We start from the raw sequence: 11830 nt of genomic DNA on the forward strand, positions 1-11830 counted from the left end.
GATGACGGAAAGGACAGCGATTTAATGCAATTTATAGAATTATTACAAAGTAATATGACGGTAGCGTTAGTCGTATTTGGTCTGTTGGGCCTTTGTGTGGGCAGTTTTTTAAATGTGGTGATTCACCGTATGCCGCTGATGATGGTCTATAGCTGGCGTCAAGAATGTAGTCAATTTATGGCGCAGCAAGCAGACATGCCGCAAGAGCATACTATACCACTGACTGATATCGTCGCAGCGGATACCCCTATTACGTTGAGTCGACCAGCGTCGCGCTGCCCTCACTGCGCGCACAAAATAAAGTGGTATGAGAACGTACCCTTAATAAGCTGGCTGCTGTTACGTGGGCGCTGCTCAAACTGTAATGCTGCTATCGGTCTGCGTTATCCTTTGGTTGAGCTCGTCACTGCCTTGTTATCCATACTGGTCATCTATCAGTTTGGGGTCAGTGCCGCTGGGTTGTCCGCCTTAGTTTTAGTATGGACGCTAGTTGCATTAACGGGTATCGATTTTGATACCCAGCTACTGCCAGATCGCCTAACCTTTCCGTTAGCGGGTTTAGGATTGGCCGTCAATTCACAAAGCTGGTTCGTCTCACCAACTCAGTCTATTTGGGGCTTGTTGTTTGGGTTTTTATCATTATGGATAGTGGTCAAAGTATTCTTCCTTATCACCAAAAAACATGGCATGGGACAAGGTGACTTTAAGCTCCTAGCAGTACTGGGTGCTTGGCTTGGGCCCATGATGTTGCCATTGATTATTTTATTGTCTTCCCTACTCGGTTCAATCGTTGGGATTATCTTGATGAAAAAACAAGGTGAGAGTAAGCCTTTTGCCTTTGGTCCTTATATCGCAGTGGCTGGTATTGTTGCTTTATTATATGGCTCAGATATCGTCAGTTGGTACTTGGGCATGTATACTTAGGGTCACAAACTATTTTCTCAGTTTATTACTGCCATTCTATCCGTTAGATAAGTCATTATTATGTCAAAATATGCCACAACAGCTTCGCCTTATTCTCATCAACCACAAAGCCCACAAAAGAAAAGCAAGACGCTAGTAGTAGGTCTAACCGGGGGCATCGGTAGTGGTAAATCTGCCGCCAGTGATTGGTTCGCTGAGCAAGGCATTGATATTATTGATGCCGATGTCATTGCCCATCAAGTCGTTGCCAAAGGCAGCGCAACGCTACGCAAAATCCAGAAGAAGTTTGGTGATTGGGTAGTGAATGAAAAAGGAGATATGGATCGGGCAGCGGTAAGAACGCATGTTTTTACTTATCCAGAAGCACTGATTGAGCTAGAAGCGATTACCCATCCAGCGATACGTGAGGCGGCAAAACTACAGCTGGCCGAAAGCACCTCACCTTATGTGGTGTTGTCAGCGCCACTACTCATCGAAGCGGCGGAAGCAGGGCTGGCCAATTTATGCCAGCGTATTTTGGTCATGGATGCGGCGGTGGACACCCAGCTGACCCGTGCCAGCCAGCGAGATGAACAAAGCGTACAAAAGATTAAAGCCATCATGGTCAATCAGCTAAGCCGCGAAGAGCGGAATCAGCACGCTGATGATGTCGTACTTAATGATGGTAATTTGGCTGATCTCTACCTAAAATTAGAGCCACTACATCAGAGCTATCTTACGCTTGCCCAGCAGCTAAAGTACGCTGCCGATTAACTTCATATAGCGCCATGCCCGTGGCAACGCTTACATTTAAGCTTTGTAAGTTGCCATGCTCATTGCCTGACATCGGAATATAAACCAGCTCATCACAGCTCTCCGTCGTCAGGCGGCGCATGCCCTCTCCTTCTGACCCCATAATAATAGCTGTTTTACCTGTCAAGTCTGCCTCATGTATCGGCTTCGCCTCTGCATTGAGTGCTGTACCGAATACAAAGACGCCGGCATTTTTGATTTGCGTCAGCGTGCGTGCCAAATTGGTAACGCTAATAATAGGCATCATCTCTGCTGCCCCTACCGACACTTTCGCAACCGTAGGCGTGAGGCTCGCCGCATGATGTTTTGGGCAAACCACCGCATCAACACCCATGGCAACGGCGGTACGCAAGCACGCACCAAAGTTATGCGCATCGGTGATTTGATCCAAAACCAATAGCAGACACTGTTCACGGCCGATGATAATATCAAGCAAGCCTTCATCAGCGAAACCTAACGGTCGTGCATTCAGCACCACACCTTGATGCTGCGGGCTACCACACAGTTGCGTGAGCTTGTCTTTTTGCGTCGGTTGAATGCTGATGCCATTATCTGCTGCCTGCGCCATAATCGCTTTAACATGACTGTCGCTCTCGCGCCCTTGCTGTACAAACAAGCTAAGGCCATCAAGAGGACGATGTTCGAGTAACGCATCAATAGCATGAATGCCATAGAAATAAATGGGTTTTGCCATAATAGGACTGCCGGTTATAAGGTGGCTATCGCACACTGCGATAGAAAAGGGAGATATGACGATAATTGTAGCAATTAATCAAGGGCTTAAACAAAATAATGTCACCAAAAAAAAGAAATAAACCTTATCGCAAGATTTATTTCTTTTTGAGGGCTAAGCCGCTATAAACTGTCTTTTGGAACCTTTAACTGGTAATAGTATCAACCTTCTAAATGACAGATATACTGCACGATTTCCTCTGTGCGTAAGTTAAAGCCACTGTTGCCTTCAACGACGAATGATTGTCCCGCGCGATAGTAGCTGAACTCTTCATCACCATTTATTTTGACTTCACACTCGCCGCTGATAATTTCGATACGCTCGGAGGTATTGGTACTGAAGTGATAATGCTCGACCAAATTGTCGCAAGGTAAAATCACACCTAATGTTTTGTGCCGACCATCCTCGAACATAATGGTATGGCTTGAGCAACGACCATCATAAGATATCGTGGCTTGGGCATTGACTGTCACACTGGTAAATTGCGCCGCTGTCATAGTGGCTTCCTTATCAAATAATTATTGCCAAACTAAAAAATAAGTAACGTATTGAACTGCTTACTCTACCTAGGTTGTACTACGCATTTTGCACTATAGTAAAAACACGCTATGTCGCACAATGGCTAAAAATCTAGTGGTAAGAGTTTATCATTATGTGAGATTATGCTACCACATTATATCTATAAAGTTTGTTACAGCACCAATGAAAATTTTGTTGCGTTTTTAGGCTGAATAATTCTTAACCATTCGCTTTGCAGCCATCGACTGATGCCTATAGTGTATATACGTTGCGCCCCATTATGGCGATTGCTGTTTAATGATAACAACTTATTATGACAGTCGCTCATTATCACGCTTATGATAGCTATTAAGGCGATTATTAAGACGGTTAACTGCTTTTTTATCATAGGCTTATTGAATTTTTATGATAGTCTTTCCTAGTTAGTTCGCAGTATTTGACGACTTTAAAATTTGTATTTAATAGCGTTTGACACCATACTATTTACCAATGGCTATTGTCTATTTAGTACTATTACCCCTACCATTTTACTTCTTTATTTACCCTATTTTAGATATGACCTCCCATGCTTTTATGTGAGGTTGATTGTCTGTCATGAGAGGCGTTGATGCTTGTATCATTAACTTTACATCAGTTTGCATTGATTGCTCAGCATGAGCTGAGTGTGGCTGAAGGCTTTAATGTCATTACCGGTGAGACAGGGGCTGGTAAGTCGCTATTACTAGATGCGCTATCCTTATGTGCAGGCGAGCGTGCAGACAGTGCGATGGTCAGACATGGCGCTGCAAATGCGGATATTTATGCGCAGTTCGATGTGGAAAATAACAATGTTGTTGCTGAATGGTTTGCCAAAAATGAGCGAGCGCTAGAAGAGCCGGAAGTATTGATTCGTCGTCAATTGAGCAACACAGGGCGCTCCAAAGCATGGCTCAATGGCACGCCAGTGAGCTTGGCAGAGCTTAAAAGTTTGGGTGCATTACTGGTTAATATCCATAGCCAACATGCTCAGCAAGCGTTGCTTAAGCCGCAGTTTGTGGTGCAATGGCTCGATGAGATGGCACAAATCACGCCACTAGCGGCACAAACGGCTAGCAGCTATCAAGCTTATCAGCAGCTTAAACGCCGTGCGGATGACATTGCCAGCCGCGAAGCTCAGCGTCAAGATAGAATCCAACTATTGCAAAGTCAGCTGGCTGATATTGCCCCATTACTGGCGGTTGATTATGCGGAAGTCGAAGCGGAGCACGAAGAGCTGTCTAATATCGAAGCGTTAATGCAAGAGGCCAGTCACGGTCTTCATCTACTCGACAATGATACCGATGAGCCTGACGTCATGACCTTATTAGGACAGGCCATCAAGCTCTGTGATCATCAGCTGGGGGTTAGTCAAACCTTTGAGCAAGCTTCCGAGCAGCTACATTTAGCACAGCAGCAAATCACTGAGGTGACCGCTCTACTCTCAGATTATGCCGAGCAGCAACTGCCTGACCCAGAGCGCTTGCAAGCATTAGACAATTTAATCAGCTTAGGTCACCGCTTGTCACGTAAGCATAGCTTGCCAGCAAGCGACTTGATTAACGAGGCCAAAGGCTGGGAAGCGCAATTAGAGCAGCTTGAAAACGAACCAAGCAGTGATGCCATGGCAGCGCAAATTGAACAAGCATGGCAAGAGTATCTGACGCTAGCAACCCAACTAAATAAAGAAAGAACAAAAGCGGCGCCAACTGTCAGTAAGCAGCTGATTAAGCAATTAAAACCGCTTGCCCTGCCCAACGCCCGCTGCGATTTTGTCTTTACTAAGAAGACCGATCCAAGCCAATATAGTGCGCAAGGCTGCTATGATATTGATTTATTGTTTAGTGCCAACGTTGGTATGCCGATGCAGCCGCTACATAAGATTGCCTCAGGCGGTGAGCTGTCGCGGATGGCGCTGGTCATGCAAGTATTGCAAGCGACCAATGCCGATAATAATGCCGCCAAGCCAATGCTAGTATTTGATGAAGTCGATGTTGGTATCAGTGGCGGCACCGCACAAGTGGTCGGTGAGCTCTTACGCGAGCTTGGGCAGACGCAGCAACTACTTGCCATTACCCATCAGGCGCAAGTCGCAGCGCAAGCGCATCAGCATATCTTGGTACAAAAACACCATGACGAACAGACTGAAAGTGAGCTGTTAATATTGACTGACAGCGCGCAAGTCGATGAGTTGGCTCGTATGTCGGGCGGTGTGACCATCACTGACGTCACCCGTGATCATGCCCGTAGTCTATTGTCTGATGTAAAATATAGTCAGTGAAAAGTCATATCGATACATCGCGCACTGCTGATATCAATTTTTCTTGCTTACTGTGCCTACGCAGACAGAGGCTGCAAAAAATTGATATCAGCAATACCATAGCGTTTTTAGGATATTTTGATTATAAGTATCCATCATTTATAAAAAGATAACTGCTGGCTAACGTATGGCGATTGTTGGCCTCGGTTGATTTCCCCCTCATTATCACCATATAGTGGTGTGTCTTCTCTATTATTTCACCTTTATTATTAGGTTGCGTTTGTTGCTATGTCTAAAGCCAATTTGACCCATCATTTCTTAATCGCGGCACCCGAGCTGTCAGACCCACGGTTTGAGCAGGCGCTGATTTATATCTGTCGTCATGACAAACATGGCGCCCTCGGTCTGATGGTCAATCGTCCATTAGAGCAGTCGCGCGTGGGCAAACTACTAGAGGATTTAGACATTGAAGTCACCGATCCGCAAGTGATGGAAGATGTGGCATTAGAAGGTGGTCCAATGTATCCCGAGGTCGGCTTTGTCCTGCATACAGGTCAACCAGAATGGGCATCGTCTTTTGCCATCTCAGAAAACGTCTGTATCACTACCAGTCAAGATATCTTGAAGCGTATCGCCGCCGGTCAAGGCGTTGGTCATTATCAGCTGTGCTTAGGTCATGCCAGCTGGGGCAAAAAACAGCTCGATCAAGAGCTTGCTAGTGGCGACTGGCTCGTCTGTCCTGCTGATCTGAATTTATTGTTTAATACGCCATTTGAAGAACGCTGGCAAATCGCTGCCGATAAGATTGGGGTTAATTTTGACTATTTAAGTAGCGATATTGGTCACGCTTGAGTCACAAGCTCAATAAGTATGAAAATAGGAAGTATGCATAATGATGGTAGAGTCTGAAACTAGCACTGAAATCGAAACTGCCGATACGACTATGGTGGAACCAGTTATTAAGCCGCATCTTATTTTAGCGCTTGATTATGGGGTCAAAAAAATGGGCATGGCGCTAGGTAACACTATCACCGAAACCGCACGTGCTTTTGATATCTTAGCGATGAATAATGGCCAGCCTGATTGGGATAATCTACTGGGTATTATCAAGGTATGGGGCGTGGCAAAAGTGGTGGTCGGATTACCATTAAACATGGATGGTAGCAGCTCAATGCTGTCCAAGCGGGCTCATAAATTTGCCCGCCGCTTAGCGCATAGAATTATGGAACAGCATTTACCCGTCACTGTCTCTCTCTGCGATGAACGCCTAACTTCAGTGGCGGCGCGTGAGATCGCGTGGGATAATGGCTGGATTAAGCATGAGCGCGACCCCATCGATGACATCTCTGCTTGTATCCTGATGTCGACTTATTTTGCTGATCCCAGTAGCAGTATCGCCATCGATGCCATCAAAGCAGACTAAATTAGCGACTAGCTTGCTGTTACAATAGCGCTAATTTTTGACATATCGTCACTCTACACGGATAAATGCCTGATTATTATGACCACTGTCTCAGACCAGTCTCTGCAAAACAAATCGCAACATGGCTTTGCGCCGCTTGCGATTGCTCGTATCAAAGGCGCTCAGCGAGCGAATCAAATAGCGATTTATCTTATTTATGCCGCTATCTTCGCCTTTATGGTCTTTGGTACCATTGCCAGTATCAAAGCCTTTCATGACAATCAGCTGCTTTATCAACTCTTCTATAACTTGCCCTACGTTTTAGTGGCGTTGACCATTCCCATTACCATTTACGATGCGTTGGTTATTTATCGTTATCGCTTAAACCAACCGTCGATGATTGCCATGAGTATTGGCGTATCCACGGTGATATTACTTGGCGGGCTATTATTTGCCGATACCGCTTGGTTAGGGCTGTCCTGCTGGCTTGGCGTGGCATTTTTGTTTAAGGTGAGCTTTAAGCGTTTTTTTAACTTTTTAGACGCTGAGGAAGCCGAAATCGCCGAAGAAGTGTAAAACAGCTGAACAGAAAATAACACTAAGCAATAGCTAGCAAAGAACTTTTTTAACCATACTTTATTAATTTAAAACGACGACTATGACTACTTCAATATCTGATAGCACGATTCAACATTATCTAGATACCCAAGGGCTTATTTGCCCTGAGCCAGTGATGATGCTGCATCGAATCATTCGTAAAGCCGAAGCCGGCGCGGTGATTGAGATACTCGCCACTGACCCTGCAACCACTCGCGATATTCCTAATTTTTGCCGTCATTTAGGGCATGAGCTTGTCCAGCAAGAAACCCTTGCTGAAAATGTACCTTTAAATGTCGATCCTGATGAAATCACAGTTGCTGACGATAATAACTCGCCTATCAGCGCCACGCTTTATCGTTATTTGGTGAAGAAAAAGAGCGCTTGAAAGCTTGAACGCATGCGGTTGACCTTGCACTAATAATTTAAGAGCATCAAAAACACAAAGATATCTTTGCTTTGTACAAAACATATCATTCACAAATTAAAGGTAGATAACGTGTTAGCAACCCAACAGCAGTACGTACAGTGGCACGAAAATGGCAATGAAACCTTACGTCGTGCCCGCTGGTTATCGGAGAGCAATCATGCAGCGCCTGCGCGTATTGTATTGGTCGATGACAAAACAACCGCTGATGAGGCGTACCGCTTGGCTTGCGAAGGCACGTCACTGCTGTGGCGCGGTGACTTTCATAATGCCAAGCAATTGCTACAAGCACTCAACCGACGTATCGAGCGTACCAATGAGCGCTCTGAGCAGCGCAAAATAAAGAAAGCGGCTAATAAATCTGCTAAGTCTAACGCAGAGTCTGATTCGGTCAACTCTAAAGAACTACCTAACTTGTTTCATCAACAACGGCAAATGCAAGCACAGCGTGCGCGTATATTAAGTCGCTTGCTACTAGAGCTTGATGCCAATTATGTCAGCCATCTGCGTCGCGCCCCTGATGTCAGCGCGGCCTGTACAGCAGCTTTTGGCCAGTTAGACAACGCGGCTGATGAATCATGTGTACTTTCATTTCGTGACTTGCAAGGGGCGTTAGGTGCAGCGCAGTGGCGCGAAAAAGGCGTGCCAGTTGAAAGCTTAGGTCTATCGATTTACCCGCATTATGGCGTTTTTGCACCAACCCGCCATGAGTATGTGCAGCTACTGCTCGATGCGACGCTGCCGACCATTCATGAGATCGCTTATGACATCGGCACAGGCACAGGCTTGCTTGCCATTATCTTAGCGCAGCGCGGTGTAAATCAGGTGATTGCTACCGATTTAAATCCACGGGCTTTAGCCTGCGCTAGCGAAAATTTTACGCGATTAAAACTCACTAACGTACAGTTGCAGCAAGCTGATTTGTATCCGACTGATGCGCCACTCGCTAATTTAATTGTCTGTAATCCGCCTTGGTTACCTGCCAAGCCTAGCTCGCCCCTCGAATATGCCGTTTATGATGCCAATAGCGCCATGCTGCGTGGATTTTTGCAAGGTGCGAAAACTCATTTAGCTGAGCAAGGAGAAGTCTGGTTAATTCTGTCAGATTTGGCTGAGCATTTGCAGCTGCGTACTCGTGAGGAATTATTAGGTTGGTTTGCAGATAGCGATTTAAAAGTAAAATACCGCCTCGATACAAAACCTAAGCATGGTCGCAGCCAAGATAAGTCTGATCCTCTATATGCGGCGCGTAGTGCGGAAATTACCTCATTATGGTGTTTAGTACCTGCCTAATCTGTAATAATTGATAATTAATCATTGAGTATCAAATTATGAGCCGCGACCGTGCTGTACAACAGCGCCAACCTAAAGCGCTAGCCGTTGATGATGAACCTACTTATATCACCGAGTTTCGTCAAGCGATGCTGGCTCGTGGTCTAGCCACGCGGACGCGTAATGCCTATGTGCGCGACCTGCGCTCTTGCGAGCTGACCAATCCTATCGCTCTAACACGCTGGCAACCCGACGATGTGCTGCACTGCTTATCAACGCTTACCCAAGACGGCAAAACGCCACGTACTCAAGCGCGTATGCTCTCAAGCTTGCGTCAGTTTTATCTATGGATGATTGCTAGCAACCTGCGTGAAGACAACCCTTGTGAGCGTATTAAAAGTCCAAAGCTTGGGCGTCCATTACCAAAGGATTTAAACGAGGGCGATGTTGATAATCTCCTAGCATCTCCTGATACCAGCACGGCGCTCGGACTGCGTGATAAAGCCATGATAGAAGTGCTTTATGCCTGCGGTCTACGGGTCAGTGAGTTGATTAATCTGTCACTGGAACAAGTGAATCTAAATTCAGGCTGGCTACAAATCACCGGTAAAGGTAATAAAACCCGATTGGTTCCATTAGGTGAATATGCAGCGGATGCGCTGGAAGATTATCTAACGCATGCTCGTGGTGATTTGATTGCTCACCTGAAATCGGGGAATTGCCAAGCGGTGTTTTTGACTGCGCAAGGCGGCTATATGACGCGGCAGAACTTTTGGTATTTATTAAAGAAGTACGCCAAAGTTGCCAGTATCGATAAAGAGTTATCGCCGCATACTTTGCGTCATGCTTTCGCAACCCATCTACTCAATCATGGCGCAGACTTGCGTAGCGTACAGTTATTGCTTGGGCATAGCGATTTATCAACGACGCAGATTTATACCCATGTGGCGACGGCAAGATTGCAGCAGTTACATGCCACGCATCATCCGCGTGGATAACTTCTGGGTAGCGTGGTGAGCAGAATTGTCATTAAATATTGATTCATGATCGTCAGAGGAATACACCGTGTCGCAAGCTCAGCCATCTTCCAAGCCCACTCTCACTAAAGCGCAAGCATTTGCGCTAAAAAAATTGACCATTATGGGTTATTTGGAAGGCACGTCTTTTTTGCTGCTACTGGGTATCGCGATGCCACTCAAATATATGATGGATATGCCTGAGATGGTGAGCTATGTCGGGCCTGTGCATGGAGTATTGTTCATCGCCTATATCGTTGTGCTCTTTATCACGGCCCATAAAATCAAAATGCCGCTGTGGGCGCTCCCTGCTGGTGTGCTTGGCTCATTTTTGCCCTTTGGGCCGTTTGTGTTTGATCATGTGTTAAAGAAGCGTTTGGGGAACTAAGATTAAAGTTTTTTGTATGCTGGCAACGCTTAGGAATGTAATATAAAGAGTTATCTTCGAAGATAAAAAAATGGCAACAGCTCTAAAGCCATTGCCATTTTATAAAATTAAACTCTAGCAGTTAAAAATCGAAAGACAACTGCTGATTTGGATAACTACGACAATGTTCACAAACGCGTTCCCAGCGTTTGAATCTATACCGCCAGTACCAACGTACATGAACGGCTTTAGGGTAGAAACATTCTTTAGCCATATAGGCCTCCTGACTTCTTATAATTAATGAAATATCAATTTACAAGTAGCCACAGAGGCATAGACAATGCCTAACATTTAATATAAAGTATGTGTGTACCCTTCGAAAGTACAAAATACCTTTAAATTATGATAGTCATCAACCTCTGAGACTACTCATTTTTTTTGGTTTTTAATTTCTAAGCTCAGCAATTGCCATTGCTGAGCTTTTTTAATCCTCCATATTTTGTTCCTCCTCTTCGCTCACTGGTTGTAAAGAATAAACGCCTTTCTTATTAGGAAGAGAATATATTAAATTTTTACTAATCATTCTATATAGCTTTGCACCAAGCTTTTGACGCTCAAGTATCTCACCAGTTTTATGGTAAACTCGAATCATTATTTTATCGATACTTGCAATACCACCCAGATCTTCAACAACTTCCATTAATAGGAAATCCTGTTTATCTGATTCGGAGATATTAAGTTCTGCAATTAGCTCAGGAGGTAAACCAATAAGGTCATTAGGAGTGATATAGATAGAGTTTGAGGAGGGTTTTTCTCTACAGTTATTTTCGATAAACTGCTTTAAAGATAGAAAGTCCTTGGACCTATTACGGTAGGCATCAGCTCTTACTTGATCACCTTGCTGTTCAAAATGACCACTACGTGCAACTTGATAAGTTGCTTGTTCGTTGACAAAATCTAGTACTTTGGGTAAACTATCCATTACTACCTCATGTAGTATGCGTAAAAAAATGGTACAGCCTGAGCTGTTTAATAATCCATTACTCTATTTGAAAAACTGCTCCTGAACGCTCTCTTTAGTCGGATAGCTCGCTCAGGGGCTTTTTCTTGTCTCTATAACTTAGATTCTATTGCATACTTTAATGCAAGTCAAGGTGGTTAATTGAGATTTTGAAGTATAAAGCAATGAGTAACGCGATTTTTAAACAAGGCCAAGAGCTGAAAACTAAGTAAAAAAACTAATTTACTATATTTTTCAATACGTTACGTAGAAAAAATCAATTTTGTCATATATATTTGATATTCAGTTAACTATATTTTAACGAATATAACTTGCTCAAAAATTTAAAATTAACATATCGACGTCTTAGAAATGCTGTTTATCATTCTTTAACAGCTGTCTTCCCCATTTAAATCTCGCAATAATACAATAGTCGCCTTATGGTGCGGTTTAGCCCTGACTGGAGCAGTTATCCTGTCATGACTGCTAGATTGCAAAGGCTTGGT

Annotated in this window: 13 protein-coding genes; 10 read left to right on the forward strand and 3 right to left on the reverse strand. The window is 44.5% G+C overall.

From position 1 onward, the window contains the following. The first annotated feature begins 24 nt into the window (after nucleotides 1-24). Both HQR03_RS02385 and coaE read left to right on the forward strand, forming a co-directional pair. A complete protein-coding gene (locus HQR03_RS02385) occupies nucleotides 25-924 on the forward strand; it encodes a prepilin peptidase (RefSeq protein WP_101211166.1) in 900 nt (299 codons plus the stop codon). Between the two features lie 60 nt (nucleotides 925-984). Next, nucleotides 985-1677: a dephospho-CoA kinase gene (gene coaE / locus HQR03_RS02390; protein ID WP_101211165.1), complete on the forward strand. Its 693-nt coding sequence runs from the start codon at nucleotides 985-987 to the stop codon at nucleotides 1675-1677. On the opposite strand, the gene rlmB is transcribed toward coaE, so the two are convergent. Further along, a complete protein-coding gene (gene rlmB, locus HQR03_RS02395; protein WP_101211164.1) occupies nucleotides 1640-2410 on the reverse strand; it encodes a 23S rRNA (guanosine(2251)-2'-O)-methyltransferase RlmB in 771 nt (256 codons plus the stop codon). The two genes, coaE and rlmB, sit on opposite strands and share 38 nt — an antisense overlap. A 200-nt stretch (nucleotides 2411-2610) precedes the next feature. Then, nucleotides 2611-2946, reverse strand: coding sequence for a pyrimidine/purine nucleoside phosphorylase (gene ppnP / locus HQR03_RS02400; RefSeq protein ID WP_010197725.1), 336 nt, complete (start codon nucleotides 2944-2946; stop codon nucleotides 2611-2613). Between the two features lie 629 nt (nucleotides 2947-3575). Between ppnP and recN the strand changes: the two genes are divergently transcribed. The 8 genes from recN (at nucleotide 3576) to HQR03_RS02440 (ending at nucleotide 10345) form a co-directional block, all read left to right on the forward strand. Further along, entirely contained in the window at nucleotides 3576-5264 is a 1689-nt protein-coding gene (recN, locus tag HQR03_RS02405; protein ID WP_173238998.1) for a DNA repair protein RecN, read from the forward strand. 267 nt (nucleotides 5265-5531) lie between these two features. Then, entirely contained in the window at nucleotides 5532-6095 is a 564-nt protein-coding gene (locus HQR03_RS02410) for a YqgE/AlgH family protein (protein ID WP_025652597.1), read from the forward strand. A 40-nt stretch (nucleotides 6096-6135) separates the two neighbouring features. Then, on the forward strand, nucleotides 6136-6666 hold the full coding sequence (ruvX, locus tag HQR03_RS02415) for a Holliday junction resolvase RuvX (protein ID WP_418889562.1): 531 nt from the start codon (nucleotides 6136-6138) through the stop codon (nucleotides 6664-6666). Nucleotides 6667-6744: 78 nt separating this feature from the next. After that, the gene (locus tag HQR03_RS02420; RefSeq protein WP_025652599.1) at nucleotides 6745-7221 is read left to right on the forward strand and encodes a hypothetical protein; all 477 of its coding nucleotides are present in this window, start codon (nucleotides 6745-6747) and stop codon (nucleotides 7219-7221) included. Between the two features lie 82 nt (nucleotides 7222-7303). Further along, nucleotides 7304-7630, forward strand: coding sequence for a sulfurtransferase TusA (gene tusA, locus HQR03_RS02425; protein WP_173238999.1), 327 nt, complete (start codon nucleotides 7304-7306; stop codon nucleotides 7628-7630). 111 nt (nucleotides 7631-7741) lie between these two features. After that, a complete protein-coding gene (locus tag HQR03_RS02430) occupies nucleotides 7742-8962 on the forward strand; it encodes a methyltransferase (protein ID WP_173239000.1) in 1221 nt (406 codons plus the stop codon). Between the two features lie 38 nt (nucleotides 8963-9000). After that, on the forward strand, nucleotides 9001-9939 hold the full coding sequence (gene xerD / locus HQR03_RS02435; protein WP_173239001.1) for a site-specific tyrosine recombinase XerD: 939 nt from the start codon (nucleotides 9001-9003) through the stop codon (nucleotides 9937-9939). Between the two features lie 67 nt (nucleotides 9940-10006). Beyond that, a complete protein-coding gene (locus HQR03_RS02440) occupies nucleotides 10007-10345 on the forward strand; it encodes a DUF3817 domain-containing protein (RefSeq protein ID WP_173239002.1) in 339 nt (112 codons plus the stop codon). Nucleotides 10346-10808: 463 nt separating this feature from the next. Here HQR03_RS02440 and HQR03_RS02445 read toward each other — a convergent pair whose 3' ends face one another. Next, the gene (locus HQR03_RS02445) at nucleotides 10809-11306 is read right to left on the reverse strand and encodes a hypothetical protein (protein WP_173239003.1); all 498 of its coding nucleotides are present in this window, start codon (nucleotides 11304-11306) and stop codon (nucleotides 10809-10811) included. Between the last annotated feature and the right edge of the window lie 524 nt (nucleotides 11307-11830).

The organism is Psychrobacter okhotskensis (assembly GCF_013248965.1).
Classification (GTDB): Bacteria; Pseudomonadota; Gammaproteobacteria; order Pseudomonadales; family Moraxellaceae; genus Psychrobacter; species Psychrobacter okhotskensis.

Bases quoted from the DNA above. Each gene is read 5' to 3' on its own strand.
- HQR03_RS02410 (WP_025652597.1), top strand. From the start codon at position 5,532: ATGTCTAAAGCCAATTTGACCCATCATTTCTTAATCGCGGCACCCGAG.
- xerD (WP_173239001.1), top strand. From the start codon at position 9,001: ATGAGCCGCGACCGTGCTGTACAACAGCGCCAACCTAAAGCGCTAGCC.
- HQR03_RS02420 (WP_025652599.1), top strand. From the start codon at position 6,745: ATGACCACTGTCTCAGACCAGTCTCTGCAAAACAAATCGCAACATGGC.
- HQR03_RS02445 (WP_173239003.1), bottom strand. From the start codon at position 11,306: ATGGATAGTTTACCCAAAGTACTAGATTTTGTCAACGAACAAGCAACT.
- tusA (WP_173238999.1), top strand. From the start codon at position 7,304: ATGACTACTTCAATATCTGATAGCACGATTCAACATTATCTAGATACC.
- HQR03_RS02385 (WP_101211166.1), top strand. From the start codon at position 25: ATGCAATTTATAGAATTATTACAAAGTAATATGACGGTAGCGTTAGTC.
- coaE (WP_101211165.1), top strand. From the start codon at position 985: ATGTCAAAATATGCCACAACAGCTTCGCCTTATTCTCATCAACCACAA.
- ruvX (WP_418889562.1), top strand. From the start codon at position 6,136: ATGATGGTAGAGTCTGAAACTAGCACTGAAATCGAAACTGCCGATACG.
- recN (WP_173238998.1), top strand. From the start codon at position 3,576: ATGCTTGTATCATTAACTTTACATCAGTTTGCATTGATTGCTCAGCAT.
- rlmB (WP_101211164.1), bottom strand. From the start codon at position 2,410: ATGGCAAAACCCATTTATTTCTATGGCATTCATGCTATTGATGCGTTA.
- ppnP (WP_010197725.1), bottom strand. From the start codon at position 2,946: ATGACAGCGGCGCAATTTACCAGTGTGACAGTCAATGCCCAAGCCACG.